This is a genomic window from Natronolimnobius sp. AArcel1 (genome assembly GCF_011043775.1).
GTDB lineage: Archaea > Halobacteriota > Halobacteria > Halobacteriales > Natrialbaceae > Natronolimnobius.
Genome location: NZ_JAAKXY010000002.1, coordinates 162,066 through 177,301, shown reverse-complemented (window position 1 = coordinate 177,301; position 15,236 = coordinate 162,066). Strand labels below are relative to the sequence as shown.

Genomic DNA, 15,236 nt, shown 5'->3' with positions numbered 1-15,236 from the left:
GCTTCCATTCGTTTCGGGAGTCAAACCATCCACACAATCGGGGGACTTATTCGCGTTCAACCACTATATTTACCGGGAGAGAGAGCCTGGCTGCCGCGGCGAACGTGTGGGCGACGACACGTTCGTACACTACCGTTGCCCGTCCCTCCGGGACGCGCAACGCTCATAACGTGGCCCATCTCTTCGAGATGCGCCACGCTCGCGAGGAAAGTCCCCCCACCTGTTCGGGCAGGTGACCGGACGCAAGTCCGGAGTGGGAGACCACTGGCTCTGGAACAGAAACGACACGTCTTGGCCTGACCAATGATGCGTGCGAACCCAACCGAGAGGACGGGGAGTCAACCCGCAGAGGGCCGCGGTCCACCGGACCGCAATGCGTGTGTGATCGACACCGTGGTTCAACCCCACGAGTCATGACCTACAAGCGCGACTCGAGGCGTCTCTGACGCACGAGCGCGGGAGTGAGTCGGCGCGAGCCGTCCAACACAGTCGGCGTGACTGATCACACGCGGACGGCCAAGGATCGATGGAACGGCGAATCCTCACCGGTGCAAGTCCACGCCGTGGTAGCCCGAACACCTCGTGGCCCTCACGGGCCGCGGACGGCGTGGACGCTTAGCCAAATGCCGGGATGAACAGAAGGGGGCTTACTCCTCTCACCCATTTTTCGCGCTGACAGTCCTCTCTAGACACATTGCTGTCTGTTTTGTTACGGCCTTGAGCCCCACTCAGTAGCCATCCCAAATATATTTGGAACGAGGCTTTTCCACCCATAGCCTAACGTTCGAATACGAATGGTTACCGACGATATCTTTGCCCTCCTCTCGAATGCGGATCGACGCTGCATCCTCGAGACGCTGTCCGAACGCGGCCCAACGACGGTTGATGAACTCGCAACAGAACTCGCAGTTGCCCCATCCAAGACCCCTGATAGCGGCCGAGCCGACGCTGTCTCCCGTGCGAAAATCTCTCTGGTCCACCGACACCTGCCACGGTTGGCCGATCACAACGTCATCGCGTACGACGGTCCCGATGGCCCCGTCTCGCTCGAGTCGGTCGACGGACTGGAGTCGTCTCTGAATACAACGACTGACTACACCGATCGTAGTACCCCAATAACGCGGAAGGCCGTTACTCAGTCGCAGAAACAATAACGCGGCCGTCGCCTTCGACAACGATGCGGTAGTCCGAATAGAAGAAGCCCATCTCGAGGGCAGATCCCTCACGCTGGCGGTCGAATAACGTGTTGAGGGCGTCTGGGTCGACGCTGTCATACAGTGGTGGGAGTTCAATCGGACTTATCCCGGTGGCTGTGGCAACGGCGTCGATCACGGCTTCGGTCACCGATTGATCGTCTGCGATATCGTAGCGAACCAGTGTCCCTGTTGTGCTCGTCGAGCCAGCCTGATTAAGTGCAGATTCCATACGACTTCTGCCTGAAAGGCAACATCCTTATATAAAAGCGTTCCTAAACCTCCTCCTCTAACACTAACAATAATTATAAACTCTATTCTCGAGCGATGATAGTCAACTTTTCTGGATGATCAGGAATCGTATTGGTGACTTGTGTCAATCACGCTCGAGGCAGTGATTTACTTATATACTACTTCGCGGTTCACTTCGTTCGGTCGCTGCGACTTTCCTGCTTACATCTCCGTATCGGGGTTTCACTGACACCAGTCGCTCGCCTGCTCAGGTTTGGTGTCGGCAGAAACGTCCTGACGGAGTCTTACGCGAACCGGGCGGGACCGAAGGTCCCGCTGGTGACTAGGTGAGCGTAAGGCACGTCAGGACCGAACGCAAAAGCGAGTGCTGAACAACGTGAAGCACTCGCGATAAGTGAGCGTCCTGACGGAGATTTGAACAGGTGAGAGACGTTCCTGCTCGCGCCTACGGCGCTGTGCGGGCTGCGCCTCTCGTGTTCAAATCCCCGCTGGAGTTTCCTGCAGCACAGACTCCTCACTTCGTTCGTCGTATTGTGCTACAGAGAAACGTCCTGACGGAGATTTGAACTCCGGTCCCTGGCTCCGCAAGCCAAGAGGATAGTCCACTACCCTATCAGGACTCATCTATTCGTAGCCGGGGGACTATTAAAGCACTTTCGAAAGGGATGCTCACTGCGGGATGGGGGCGACAGCCATGGGCCACGGGAACACGGCGGTGCTCGAGCAGGTGCACTGGGGCATCCCTGACTGCCCGATCCGAACGTGGTTTTATATACAAAGACGCAGCCAACGGGGGCATGACCGCGAGTAGTGACGTGGGAATCGACGCCCGACGGCAACGCTCGAGGAGGGTGCGTTCACACCGAATGGGCAATGCTTATGCGCGGGCTACCCATGCACGAGCATAGAATGAGCGACATCGAGGGCGTATATGAAGACCTCGAGGCCGACGTCTCTCTCGAGGAGTTTCGCGAGGCCGTCGAGGAGAAAGTCGAGCAGATGGGCGGACTCGCGGACGAGGAGACGGCGGCGATGCTCATCGCTCACGAGGTCGGCGAGAGCGAGGTCGGCGGCATCGCTGATATCGAACCCGGAATGGAGGAAGCGAAGTTCGTCGCGAAGGTCCTCTCGATTGGCGAGGTTCGGACCTTCGAACGCGATGGCGAGGACGAGGACGGCCGCGTCGTCAACGTCGAAGTCGCAGACGAAACCGGCTCCGTGCGGGCGGCTTTTTGGGACGAACACGCCGAAGCCGCCATCGAGGAACTCGAGGAGGGACAGGTTCTCCGGATCAAGGGCCGACCCAAAGAGGGCTTCAGCGGCGTCGAGATCAGCGTTGATCAGGTTGAACCGGACCCAGATACGGAAATTGATGTGCAGCTGTCGGACACTCACACCGTCGAAAGCCTCTCGCTTGGACTCTCGAACGTGAATCTGGTCGGCCTCGTCCTCGACACTGGCACCGTCCGGACGTTCGACCGCGACGACGGCTCCAAGGGGAAGGTGTCGAACCTCGTCCTCGGCGATTCGACCGGGCGCGTGCGCGTGACGATGTGGGACGAACAGGCCGAGACAGCCACCGAATTCAGCCCGGGCGTAACCGTCGAAGTCGTCGACGGTTACGTTAAAGAACGTGACGGCAACCTCGAGTTACACGTGGGCAACCGCGGCGCAGTCGAGGAAGTCGACGAAGAAGTCGAGTACGTCCCCGAGAGCACCCCAATCGAAGACCTCGAGATCGGACAAACGGTCGACCTCGCGGGTGTTGTTCGCTCTGCGGACCCAAAACGCACCTTCGACCGCGACGACGGCTCCGAAGGCCAAGTCCGAAACATTCGCGTACAGGATGCAACCGGCGACATTCGCGTCGCAATGTGGGGCGAAAAAGCGGATATCGATATCGGCCCCGGCGACGAGGTTGCCCTCGGCGATGTCGAGATTCAAGACGGCTGGCAGGACGACCTCGAGGCCTCTGCGGGCTGGCAGTCGACGATTACGGTTCTCGAGTCCGAGGCTGACGCGGCCTCGAGTGGGGGCGACGACACTGGTTCGGGCAGCAACAACGCGGGACTCTCTTCGTTCGCCGGCGATGACGACGCATCCGGCGATGATGCCACCGATTCGGTGGCTGACGATTCTGACGCAGCTACCGATTCAGCATCCGGTGATGATGGCGTCCCTACCGACGGCGCGGAAACCGAGTTCACGGGCGTCGTCGTACAGGCTGGCGACCCAGTCGTTCTCGACGACGGCGAGACGACGATGAGTGTCGCGACCGACGCAGACGTTGGTCTGGGCGAGGAAGTCACCGCTCGTGGGGTCGTCCGCGACGGCCGCCTCGAGGCAAACGACGTGTTCTGAGCGGCCGAAACACCCTCGAGCGCCTAGGAAAAGCGTTAAGGGCATTTACTTCGCCTAGCATGATATGAACGTCGAACTCCCGTTTGCCCCGGTTGATACGATCATCCGGCGGAACGCGGGCGACCTTCGGGTGAGCGCCGGGGCGTCGAAGGCACTTGCATCACGGATTCAAGAACGTGGTAGTGAACTCGCGGTCGATGCCGCCGAGGAGGCGACCGCTGACGGCCGAAAGACGCTGATGGCGCAGGATTTCGGCGTCGAGACGGTCGTTGATAAGGATGATCTCGAGTTGCCGGTTGCACCAGTAGACCGGATTGCCCGAATCGATATCGACGACCGGTATCGCGTCTCGATGGACGCCCGTGTGGCGCTTGCAGACATTCTCGAGGATTATGCTGACAACGTCGCCAGAGCGGCGGCAATCCTCGCTCACCACGCGGATCGACGAACTATTACGGCTGACGACATCGAGACGTACTTCTCGCTGTTTGAGTGAAAGTGACATGCAATTTGGTTACAGCGAGGTCTGTCTCGAACACGATCCTGGGTCGCGTCACCCGGAGACGCCCGACCGCTTGCGTGCGATTCGTGAGCGATTGAAGCGAAAACACGGCGTTGAGTATGTCGACGCCGACCCTGTCGGTATCGATACGATTGCGTCTGTCCACGACCGTGCATATATCGAGTCAGTCGAGCAGTTCTGTGCTGACGGTGGCGGAGACTGGGATCCCGATACATCTGCCGTCGAAGAAACCTGGGATGCGATCCGTCACAGCACCGGACTCGCCTGCTGGGCAGTTGACGCTGCACTCGAGGGGGCATCCGGCCGGGACACGCCATTTTCAATCGGCCGACCGCCGGGTCATCACGCCGTCTACGACGACGCGATGGGGTTTTGCTTTGCGAACAACGCCGCGATTGCGGCCCAACACGCACTCGATAACGACGAATACGATGTCGAGCGTGTCGCAATTGTTGACTGGGACGTCCATCACGGTAACGGCACACAGGATATCTTTTACGACCGTGATGACGTGTTCTTCGTCTCTATCCACGAGAAAGGGCTGTACCCGGGAACGGGCAATATCGACGAAACTGGAGAGGGGGCGGGTGAAGGGAGGACGATGAACATCCCGATGCCTGCTGGTACTGGTGATGCTGCCTACCTCGCTGCCACCGAGGGTCCAGTTGCGACTGCACTCGAGACGTACGATATCGACCTGCTGATCGTCAGTGCGGGCTTCGATGCACACCGACACGACCCGATTTCGCGGATTCGCCTCTCGACGGAAGCGTATGCCTTACTCACTGATCGCTTGCGGACCGTCGCCGACAACTGTGACGCCGGTCTAGCGTTCGTTCTTGAGGGTGGGTACGGACTCGACGTGCTCGCAGATAGTGTTGCGATGGTCCACGAGACGTTCGACGGCCGAGAGCCAATCGAACCCGACAACGGGTATAGCGAGGACGCACTCGAGGTGCTCGAGGCGGTTTGTGACGCACACGACCTTTCGCTCGAGTTTTGAGTGTCAGCGTGTCAGCGCGTCTGCGTGTTTCAGGGTCGCGGTTCGAAGTACCGTCTGAGTTCTGCTCCGAATTCGTCGAGTAACGCCGTGATTTCGTCGCCGACGAGCACGTCATACTCGTTCTCGAGGGCAGTCTCAACGTGTGCACCGAGGCCGACATCGAATAGCTGGTCACTCTCGAGGAATCCACGGGCGGTCGTGAACTCGCGTTCGCGTTCGGCGACGTACCGGCCGCCCTCGATGAACGGGCCGTAGGTGTCTGGGTCGTCCGCGTAGGCACTGTAGAACCCTTTGGCGTGGCCTGGGACGTGAACCGGTGGCCCCTGGTGGCGTTCGACGGCGGGCTGTTCGACGACGGTGAGTTCAGCAAAGATGACGGCTGTTTCGTTGGCGAACGTCGTCCCGCGGAACACGTCGAAATCGAGGTCGTCGAGCCCTTGCGTGATCCCTGAGAGCGACTTGTAGAGTTGCGGGTAGAGCTGGTCGTCGACGACGTTTGGGGCGTTGAAGCGGATGGCGACCGGAATCGTCCCGCGGCGCTCGAGGTGGGCGCGCAGTTCGGATTCAGAGAGTGGATCAGGGTCATCAGCCTCGAAGGACTCGAGCATGGGGGACTCGAGGAGGGCGCGGGCGTAGTGCTGGAAGCGCGCGACGTTTGCGGCGGAACAAACTGCGGCGACGTTGCGCTCGGGGTCGGTCGGGTCGATGACGACGAGCGGATCAGTGAAACTCGCTTGCCCGTGGTCTTCGGGGTCGAGTTCGACTGGTGGCTGCCACTCGGTCGCCGCCTCGAGCAGTGGGCGAAAGCCGCCGTATTCGACGACGAGCAGTTCGGTGAGGTAGCCGCTGAACCCGCGCGTCCGGAGGTCACTGCCGTACGCGCCGATGCCTTTCAGGAACTGTTTCGTCAGGCGCACGTCAGCCGCGAGGTCGTCGTCCAGTCGGGCCTCGAGATACTGCGTGTGGAAGGGGGTGCGGTCGACGGCCGACCGGATGTCTGTCGCGGACTCGAGGCGAAAGCAAGGGACAACGTCGATGTCAAACCCCTCGACGACGCCTTTGACATAGGGATGTTCGGCGTACTCCTCGTGGCCCTCCGGCAGCGTCGCGTGGCCGACCTCGAGGCCGTAGCGCTCGAGCGTCGCGCGGTCGAGTTCCGGTGGGAAGCGAACGAAGATGTCGATATCGCGGTCGCCGCTGATCCAGGTGTCTCTGGCTGTCGAACCTGCTTGCAGGACATCCGCGCCGGGCTCGAGGTCGTTCGCGGCGTCCTCGGCGCGGGCGGCGAGTCGGTCAGCAACCGCGCGCAGTCGCTCGCGTTCGTCGGGGCTGGGATCGACTTGCTCGCGGACCGTCTCGAGGACGGCCTCGAGGTCGCCGGCTGTTTCGTCCGCGTCGTGGTCGTCCGGGTCGGCTTCCTCGTCGCTCATGAGAGATGCCTACTCGAGCCGTGGGTGAAAGGGTATCGAACCGCAGGAAGCGACGCCCTCGCCGAACGGAAACGAAAGCCCTATCAAATGCACCACCCAACCAGAAGATGAGCCGAAGTAGCTCAGATGGTAGAGCACCTCGCTGTTACGGTGACACAGGTTTCCTGGTCGCCGCAGATACGAGGTTGTCCCAGGTTCGAGTCCTGGCTTCGGCGTCCGACAAATTTTGCAGAAATTTTCGGGCTAAGCAGAACGTGTAGCGTTCTGTTCGCGCTGTTTTCCGAACACTACTTGCGAGGAGCGATAGCTCCGAGCGAATCCGGTGAGGAAAACAGCGGAACAAGACAGACCCGAACACGCGAGTCGCAGCGGCCGAACGAAGTCGTTCGAGAGAGTTCCGCTCTCTCGTGACTGAGCGAAGCTCCCGCGAGGTCAGCGAGACGTGCGCCTCGCCAGAATTCGCGATGTCCGCGAAACCTTCGGTTTCGCTTGATGACGAAAGACGTCTCGACGTCTTTCGAACCATGAGGAGGACCGTCTCGCGTCTGTTCAAGTCCTGGATTCAGCGTTTTTGCATAATGTTAAGCGATACTGTTTACTGGGAGTAAACGACGAAGAGTTTCCAAAGACATGCCAAGAATGACAACAATACCAATAGCAACAATTGACATCATTAGTTCTCTCCCAAGCTCCCAATAGTCTCCAGCATGTTGGACTACAAGTGGGAAAAACGCTCCTGCGGAGAGAACACATAACGCAGTGACTGTCGCGACTTTGATCCTACGGTCAGCAGGCACAGAATACACTATTTTACCACCTATCAGGGCTACCACACCAAGTCCGAGGTAAAACATAATTATGAGTGGGCCAGACAGCACATAGAATGCCAAGAGGGCTGTCGCAACGATACACCAGATCGATAGTTTTGTTAAGATATTCATCATGATGATGGTGAATACTATTCTACATATAGTTGGCGGTCTGCTAATGTCTAGTTCGCAGACTTCGACGCGAACCAAACGATATCGCTGTGCTGCATCTATCCTCTATATACAGCACGCTATTCCTATCAACTACTGAGAATTGCAACAGACCAAATTTTGTAAATGCGGAATAACAGTCGTGCGTCTCTCGTACTCCTCGAGGACTCACAGACGACCTACGTGTTCTGTTGTGTCTCCGGGAGCTGTCCGACCGAATCCAACGGCACCAGCGAGTAGTCGACGGTCTCAACACCGTCGACTGCGCGGAGTTGGCCGACGAACTGCGAAATCTCCTCGAGGTCGCTCTCGAGGACGAACAGATCGAGGCAGTAACTGGGTTGGGTGCGGTTGATCGTCGCTTTTGCCACCGGATCGGCGGCGTCGTCAGCGGGTGCAGTGTCAGTGCTGCCGGTTCGGATGTCGCCGGTGCCGACGTGGCTGTGATCGTTCGTGACGATAGCTGTCTCGTGGTCGTGGCGAATGTCCGTGACGCGGCGTTCGACTGATTGGTTTGCGAACTCGTAGAGGACGGTGACGGTGCCAGCAAGGGGACGGTTCTCGAGGCGTTCGTCGTCGAATTCCGAGAGCAACGCGCGGGCGCTTTTGCGGACGACCTCACTGCGGCCGGTGTAGTCGTGATCGTCGGCGACGGCGTCGAGTCGCTCGATCAGTTCGGCAGGCATCGAGACGCTGACGACGGGCATGATATGAAAATAGATCCTCGAGATAATAGTATTTGTTATGTCTTGTGCTCTGCGAACGTAATAACTAACATTAACAAGACCTGGGTTCGTATTCACAACCGATATGGACGATAGCCGAATCCCCGTGACAGTTCTGAGCGGTAGTCTTGGCGCTGGCAAAACCACGGTCCTCAATCACGTACTGACCGCAGACCACGGCTTAGAGGTCGCCGTCGTCGTCAACGACATGGGCGAGGTCAACGTCGACGCCGAGCACGTCACCCAGCAGTCCGATCTGGGTGGCGAGGAAGAGGTCATCGAGATGTCGAATGGCTGTATCTGCTGTCGCCTACGCGGCGACATGTTAGACGAGGTTGGTCGCCTCGCCGATCGCCGGGAGTTCGACTACCTGCTGGTCGAATCCTCCGGCATCTCCGAGCCGATTCCCGTCGCCCAGACGTTCGCGATGGGGTTCGAGGACGCCGAGTTCGACCCGACCGACACCTACGCGCTGGATACGATGGTGACGGTGGTCAACGCCCACAGCTTCTTCGAGTCGTTCGACTCCGGCGCGGCGCTGACGGATCAGGACGGCCACCTCGAGGGCGATTCGGGCCGCGTTCCCGAGGAAGTCCTGCTCGATCAGATCGAGTTCTGTGACGTACTCCTGCTCAACAAGTGCGATCTGGTCCCCGACGAGGACCTTGCAGAGATCGAGGCCGTTCTCGAGCGCTTGCAGCCGCGCGCGGAGATCATCCGGACGGAGTTCGGCGAGATTGACCCGGACGAGATTCTCGGCACCGGCGAGTTCGACTTCCAGCACGCCCAGAATTCAGCGGGCTGGAAACACGAGCTTCAGCACGACCATCATCACGACCCTCAGGAGGAACACGGCGTCACCTCGTTCGTCTACCAGCGCCGCCGGCCGTTCCACCCCGAGCGCATCGCCACACTGCTGTCGGACCTGCCGGACGAAGTTGTCCGCGCGAAAGGCTTCTTCTGGAGTGCAGGCCGCGAAGACGTTGCGATGGGCGTCGACAAAGCTGGCACGTCCGTCCGTGCTGGCCCCTCCGGAACGTGGCTTGCGAACCTGCCGAAAGCCGAACGCGAGCAGTACTTCGCCGCTCGCCCCGGTCTCAAAGATGACTGGCACGAGGAGTACGGCGACCGAATGACCCGGTTGGTGTTCATCGCGCGCGAGTTCGACGAGAGCGGGCTGATCGACCGACTCGACGACTGTGTGCTCACCGACGCTGAGATGGGTGCGGACTGGACCACCTACCTCGACCCGTTTGAACCGGAAAGCCGACGTGAACTCGCGCTCTCGCAGTAAGTACAATGTCTGTTCCGGTCACCGTCCTTAGCGGCGAACTCGGCGCGGGGAAGACGACGCTGCTCTCGAGGCTACTCGAGACGGTTGAGCGCGATATCGCCGTGTTGGTCAACGATGTCGGCGCGGTCAACGTCGACGCCGACCTCGTGGAAGCGCGCACCGACCTCGAGACTGGCGAGGAAGTTGTCGCCCTCGAAAACGGCTGTATCTGCTGTAGCCTCGGCAATGAACTCTCGCAGGCGGTAATTCAACTCTGGAAGGAACACGAGTTCGACCATCTCGTCGTCGAGGCCTCCGGCGTCAGCGAACCCGAGCCGATTGCCCGCCAATTTGTCCGCGGACCCGCCGGCGGCCCCTACGATCTCGAGGCCGTCGTGACGGTGATCGACGCGCGGCGATTTTATGACCGCTTCGCCGATTCGTCCGTCGACGACCCACCCGAAATCGAGGGTGACGACGACACTGGTACGCGCCCGCTCGCCGATCTGGTCCTCGAGCAAGTCGAGTTCTGTGACCTGCTCGTGGTCAACAAGTGCGACCTCGTCGACGACGGCGAACGCGAGCGCGTCGTTGCCTTGCTCGAGACGCTCCAGCCCCGCGCTGATCTCATCACGAGCGAGCACGGCGACCTCGAGCCCGATCAGTTACTGGGAGTCGAGCGATTCGATCTCGAGGCGGCGACCGAAGCAGCAGGCTGGAAGCAGGTGATCGAAGCGGATGAGCGCGAGCACGAGCACGATGACCTCACTGACGCTGATGGTGATCACGAGCACGAACACAGCGACCACCATGACCACGGTGACCACCACGAGCATGGCGATCACGGCGGCCACGATCATGATCACGACCACGATCACCGCCACCCACCCGAACGCTACGGCATCGCTGTCGACACCTACCATCGCCGCCGGCCGTTCCACCCCGAACGCCTCGAGGCGTTCCTGTCGGACCTCCCCGATGGCCTCGTGCGCGCGAAAGGGCTGTGCTGGATTGCCGGCCGCGAAAAGCAGGCGATCACGATGAGCTACGCCGGCACCGAGACCGCACTCGAGGTCACGGGCCGCTGGATCGCCAGCTTCTCCGAGGAACGCCAGGAACTGTACCGACAGGGCCAGCCTGACCTTCCGTGGGACGACGAATGGGGCGACCGCGAGACCCGACTCGCGCTCATCGGGCGTAACATCGATCTCGAGGCGCTCGAGGCGCGTCTTGATGAGTGTCTGCTCACTGACGCGGAGATGGACGACGACTGGCTCGTCTACGAGAATCGTGCGCCGACTGGAATGGGCGAGAGCGCTGTAGTCTCGAGTGAGCGCTAAGCAGACGGAGTCGCTGATGCGAGCGACACGCTACGCTGGTTCCGGGTATGCCTGTCGCCAGAGGCCATGCACGACGAGTGCGAGAAATGGCAGTCCAAAGACAACGTAGGGAAGCGCACCCACTAGCGGCCACGGCCCAGCCGCGAAGATAATTGCACCGACAAGCACGCCGCCGAGGGGGACGACTGCAGCCGTCGCAACTCGCCGGTTAAGTGGCTCCAACTCGAGTGCTGCCTCCGTGATCGGCAACTCGAACGTCTCGACGAACGCCGGGGCGTCTGTCACGGGGCCGAGTTCTCGCGTCGCCTCGTCGTCGCCCCAGCCCATCTGGGCCTCGAGCGTGCGGGTGTCGTACACTCGGTCGGGGAATCGGGTGTGGATGAGACTGACGTCACGGACTTCATACAGCGCCAATGCCCACTGCGGTTCGTCGACCCACGTATCGTACGCGACGAGATGATCGTCGTATCGGCGGTACTCGAGTGGAGCGTACTCGAGGATATGTTCGGCTGTTTTAATCGCCAGAAAGCCGACGAGCGCCGCGAACGCGAGGAGACTGATGCCGACCGTCAGCGCGATCGCGGCCCTGCCGCTGGCGGTGCCTCCCAAAACGGCGAGGGCGAGGAACCACGCGAGAAGGACGATCCCGATGTAGAACGGGGCTGGTTTGATCAGTGTGCGGAGAACGCCGGTCAGAACCACGGTCCGCGTGTGTGTCGAGAATCGGGCATCCGGCTCGTCTGTGGGGACGTCCAGTGCCTCGAGGGGTTCACCCTCGTCGTCCGGACCGGAGAGCCAGCCAGTGAGTCGCCCGCTACCGCCGTTGGTCGCGCGAAACGCCGACCAGTCGACGAGCAGTTTGACGGCGACGAACGCGCCGAGGACGATGGCACCGCTCGCTTCCGCGACGAAGAACAAGACGAATACGAGGAAGAAGGCCTGTCGCGCCGGGGTTTCGATGACTGCGTACGGCGAGGTCGTCTCGTAGCGTCCGCCGCGGAAATAGTCACGCCAGGTCTCGATGACCTGTCCGCTCACCAGCGCGGCAACACAGAACCAGACTTCCGGCCGCGCAAGGGCTTCGCCGACTGCAACTTCGGCCAGCAAGGCGACGAGAAAGAGCGTCGACCACACGGTCGCAAACAACAACGCACCGATAAACGGCAGGTTCCGCGGATAGATCGGGGGAAGCCACGACACGAGCCGCAGGTGCCCGCGCTTGCGTGCCAGCTCGGTGTTTCCGACGCTGATGACACTCGAGTCTCCCTCGCCATCTTCGGTCTCGAGGTCCTTGACTCGAGGCGGCTTGCCCGCAAACAGCGCCTTCCCCGCGGCGAGTGGAAACGCGAGGAGTACCTCGAGTGCGTAAATGACGACCAGCGTCGCCGGGTCCCAGCCGAACTCGAGCACGCCGACCAGCGGCACCAGATTTCCGATGAGAATCGGCACGAACGTTACGGGCCGAGGGACCCGCTCGGACACGGCTCGAGTGACCATCTGAGAGACAGGTTGCTCGAGTGGCAGTAAAACGTTCCGAACGGCGGTGGCGGGAGCTACGTCCAACTGGAAACGACACCTGACGAGCCACGGACGACGACCGTTTATGACGGTTCACTGTGAACAGACACGTATGCCAACTGACCGAGACGAGCGACGCGGCACCGACCACCACGGCCACGATATCATCGACCCTCTCTACGTCGGGATCGTGACGGTCTCGACCTCGCGCGCGCAGTCCGACGACAAAACGCCGGACGATCCGGGCGGCGACACCGTCGAAGCGTGCTTCGAGGCCGAGGGACACGAGGTACACGAGCGCGTGCTCGTGCGAGACGACTACGCGGCGATTCGCACGGCCGTCCGGCGACTCGTCGCGCGCCGGGACATCGATATCGTGATCACGACTGGCGGAACGGGCGTCTCGGCCGACGACGTGTCGCCGGAGGCCACGTCCGCGCTATTCGAGCGCGAACTGCCAGGCTTCGGCGAGTTGTTCCGCTCGTTGTCGTGGGACGAGGTCGGCACGCGCGCCATGGCCTCGCGCGCGACGGCTGGCATCGCCGTTGACACGCCGGTCTTCTGTCTCCCCGGCAGCACGAACGCCTGCCAGACCGCCTGCGAGCAACTGATCGTCCCCGAAGCACCCCACCTCGCAGGCGTCGCCACCAGTCACCAGACCGAGCGAACAGACCAGTCGCTGTCGGCCTACGGCGACGACGAATAGCACGAACCCAGGTACCACCTACCCGCCTTCTGGCGATTGTACCGCCACTATTCACTTTCACTGCGGTTGCGGCAATTTAAATACTATTGGGCGCGAATAGTGGTATGCCTCCCACTGAAACGAAAGAGGAGGCGTGACACAATGAGCGACGTACGACAGCATGCGGACGACATACACGACCAGTTTTCGGATCATATAGACGTCTCAGTCGACGACATCACAGAGCGACTGACGACGCTCGTCGACGAATACAAAGTGCCAATGGACGAGGCACGCCGGAGCGTCACCAACCACTACCTCGAGGAGGCCGGACTCGAGCGCGAGGACATCTCGAGTGGCTCGAGCGAGGCCGTCAACATCGAGGACGTTGACGAACCTGAGGAGTGGATCGACCTCACCGCGAAAGTGATCGAACTGTGGGACCCACGCAGCGACTCGGTCGCACAGGTCGGTCTCTTGGGGGACCCAACGGGGACGATCAAGTTCACCAAGTGGGCCAAATCCGACCTGCCCACGCTCGAGGAAGGCGGCGTCTACGAGCTTCGCAACATCGTAACCGACGAGTACCAGGGCCGGTTCTCGGTCAAACTCAATTCGACGACGGTCGTCGAAGAGCGCGACGAAGAGATCGAAGTCGGCGACGATAGCAGCATCGTCGAAGGCGCCCTCGTCGACATGCAACGCGGCAGCGGCCTGATCAAGCGCTGCCCGAAAGAGGACTGTACCCGCGTCCTCCAGAACGGCCGCTGTAGCGAACACGGCGAGGTCGAGGGCGAGTTCGACCTCCGCATCAAGGCCGTCGTCGACGACGGCATCGACGCCCACGAGGTCATCTTCAACAAGGAAGCCACCGAAGATCTGACGGGGCTCACTCTCGAGGAGGCCAAGGACATGGCGATGGACGCCTTAGACACGACCATCGTCGCCGACGAGATCGCAGACGACATCGTCGGCACCTACTACCGAATCGAGGGGCCAACCTTCGGCCGGTACGTCCTGGCCGACGATGTTGAGGAACTCGAGGGGCCAGCGGATGCTGAACAGCTGTTGATCAAAGCGAGGTCGATGTAAATGTCTCAGGCAGAACTCACCCGCGAAGTCGCCCGCCGCGTCTTCGCCTCCGAATTCAACGACGCGACGTATTCGTTCAAAGAAAGCGACGACGAACGCGCGCCAAACTACGCGCTCTTGCCAACGGGGGACCGCGCAAACCGCGTGTTCGTCGTCGGCACCCTCACGGAGACCGAGGACGTCGGCGAAGACAGCGAGTACTGGCGTGGCCGAGTCGTCGATCCGACCGGGACATTCTTCGTCTACGCCGGGCAGTACCAGCCCGAAGCCGCCTCGGCGCTTCGCGACACGGAACCGCCAGCGTACGTCTCCGTCGTCGGGAAGCCCCGAACCTACGAGACCGAAGACGGCACGGTCAACGTCTCGCTGCGACCCGAGAACATCACAGTAGTCGACGACGCCACCCGCGACCGCTGGGTCGTCGAGACCGCCGAGCGCACGCTTGACCGCATCGAAGCCTACGGGGAGTGGGAGGCTGAGCAAGAAGCGCCCGAGAGCGGGTCGACCGCCCCAACGAACGAGTACGCCGAGATGGTCCGTGACCGGTACGACTCACCCGTCGAGAACTACCGCCGCGACGTGATTCAGGCGCTCGAGCAACTCGAGACAGTCGACGACGCCGAAGCCACCCCGCAGTAACAGCCAATAGCCTATCGCAACACAGCAGGATCGATTTTCTGATCCTGTTTCACCCGATTTTCGCGACATCTGTGTGCACACTCCAGCACAGCCATTACTAGATTCGCTCTCGTCGGGTTAGTCAACCGTGACTGACGCTGATCCCAATGCTGACGCCGAGTCTTCTGACGGTCCTGCAGACCACCTCGAGAGCACAGCACCTGACCGCGCGCGACTCGTCGG

The 15,236-nt window shown here is 60.9% G+C and carries 13 protein-coding genes, 2 tRNA genes and 1 other RNA gene; 11 read left to right on the top strand and 5 right to left on the bottom strand.

Features of this window, described 5'->3' with window-relative positions; translation table 11 throughout:
* The first annotated feature begins 74 nt into the window (after positions 1-74).
* Together rnpB and G6M89_RS04960 are read left to right on the top strand one after the other, a co-directional pair.
* Positions 75-662: RNase P RNA component (gene rnpB, locus G6M89_RS04965), an RNA gene on the top strand.
* 132 nt (positions 663-794) lie between these two features.
* Positions 795-1,154 carry a helix-turn-helix transcriptional regulator gene (locus G6M89_RS04960; RefSeq protein ID WP_165160698.1) on the top strand — a complete coding sequence of 120 codons (360 nt, stop codon included), beginning with the start codon at positions 795-797 and terminating at the stop codon, positions 1,152-1,154.
* On the opposite strand, the gene G6M89_RS04955 is transcribed toward G6M89_RS04960, so the two are convergent.
* Both G6M89_RS04955 and G6M89_RS04950 read right to left on the bottom strand, forming a co-directional pair.
* On the bottom strand, positions 1,132-1,425 hold the full coding sequence (locus G6M89_RS04955) for a HalOD1 output domain-containing protein (RefSeq protein WP_165160697.1): 294 nt from the start codon (positions 1,423-1,425) through the stop codon (positions 1,132-1,134). The two genes, G6M89_RS04960 and G6M89_RS04955, sit on opposite strands and share 23 nt — an antisense overlap.
* A 567-nt stretch (positions 1,426-1,992) precedes the next feature.
* Positions 1,993-2,065, bottom strand: a tRNA-Arg gene (locus G6M89_RS04950).
* Positions 2,066-2,354: 289 nt separating this feature from the next.
* Between G6M89_RS04950 and G6M89_RS04945 the strand changes: the two genes are divergently transcribed.
* From G6M89_RS04945 to G6M89_RS04935, 3 genes are all read left to right on the top strand, one after another.
* Positions 2,355-3,806, top strand: a complete 1,452-nt coding sequence (locus tag G6M89_RS04945; protein WP_165160696.1) for a single-stranded DNA binding protein — start codon at positions 2,355-2,357, stop codon at positions 3,804-3,806.
* A gap of 64 nt (positions 3,807-3,870) precedes the next feature.
* Positions 3,871-4,302, top strand: a complete 432-nt coding sequence (locus G6M89_RS04940) for a histone family protein (RefSeq protein WP_165160695.1) — start codon at positions 3,871-3,873, stop codon at positions 4,300-4,302.
* Between the two features lie 7 nt (positions 4,303-4,309).
* On the top strand, positions 4,310-5,332 hold the full coding sequence (locus tag G6M89_RS04935; RefSeq protein WP_165160694.1) for a histone deacetylase: 1,023 nt from the start codon (positions 4,310-4,312) through the stop codon (positions 5,330-5,332).
* 29 nt (positions 5,333-5,361) lie between these two features.
* Here the strand turns inward: G6M89_RS04935 and cca are convergent, their stop codons facing one another.
* Positions 5,362-6,762, bottom strand: coding sequence for a CCA tRNA nucleotidyltransferase (gene cca / locus G6M89_RS04930; protein ID WP_165160693.1), 1,401 nt, complete (start codon positions 6,760-6,762; stop codon positions 5,362-5,364).
* Between the two features lie 111 nt (positions 6,763-6,873).
* Here cca and G6M89_RS04925 point away from each other — a divergent pair.
* A tRNA-Asn gene (locus G6M89_RS04925) sits at positions 6,874-6,977 on the top strand.
* 944 nt (positions 6,978-7,921) lie between these two features.
* Here G6M89_RS04925 and G6M89_RS04920 read toward each other — a convergent pair.
* On the bottom strand, positions 7,922-8,449 hold the full coding sequence (locus G6M89_RS04920) for a CopG family ribbon-helix-helix protein (RefSeq protein ID WP_165160692.1): 528 nt from the start codon (positions 8,447-8,449) through the stop codon (positions 7,922-7,924).
* 103 nt (positions 8,450-8,552) lie between these two features.
* On the opposite strand from G6M89_RS04920, the gene G6M89_RS04915 reads away from it, so the two are divergent.
* Positions 8,553-9,761 carry a GTP-binding protein gene (locus tag G6M89_RS04915; RefSeq protein WP_165160691.1) on the top strand — a complete coding sequence of 403 codons (1,209 nt, stop codon included), beginning with the start codon at positions 8,553-8,555 and terminating at the stop codon, positions 9,759-9,761.
* Positions 9,762-9,766: 5 nt separating this feature from the next.
* Positions 9,767-11,080 (top strand): GTP-binding protein, encoded by a 1,314-nt coding sequence (locus G6M89_RS04910; RefSeq protein WP_165160690.1) that lies wholly within the window; start codon positions 9,767-9,769, stop codon positions 11,078-11,080.
* A 30-nt stretch (positions 11,081-11,110) separates the two neighbouring features.
* Here G6M89_RS04910 and G6M89_RS04905 read toward each other — a convergent pair whose 3' ends face one another.
* Positions 11,111-12,577: a DUF6498-containing protein gene (locus G6M89_RS04905; protein ID WP_165160689.1), complete on the bottom strand. Its 1,467-nt coding sequence runs from the start codon at positions 12,575-12,577 to the stop codon at positions 11,111-11,113.
* A 133-nt stretch (positions 12,578-12,710) separates the two neighbouring features.
* Between G6M89_RS04905 and G6M89_RS04900 the strand changes: the two genes are divergently transcribed.
* The 3 genes from G6M89_RS04900 to G6M89_RS04890 all read left to right on the top strand — a co-directional run bounded on the left by G6M89_RS04900 (position 12,711) and on the right by G6M89_RS04890 (position 15,014).
* Entirely contained in the window at positions 12,711-13,304 is a 594-nt protein-coding gene (locus tag G6M89_RS04900; RefSeq protein ID WP_165160688.1) for a molybdenum cofactor biosynthesis protein B, read from the top strand.
* 141 nt (positions 13,305-13,445) lie between these two features.
* On the top strand, positions 13,446-14,375 hold the full coding sequence (locus G6M89_RS04895) for a replication factor A (RefSeq protein WP_165160687.1): 930 nt from the start codon (positions 13,446-13,448) through the stop codon (positions 14,373-14,375).
* Positions 14,376-15,014: an RPA family protein gene (locus G6M89_RS04890; RefSeq protein ID WP_165160686.1), complete on the top strand. Its 639-nt coding sequence runs from the start codon at positions 14,376-14,378 to the stop codon at positions 15,012-15,014. It begins immediately after the preceding gene.
* Positions 15,015-15,236: the final 222 nt, after the last annotated feature.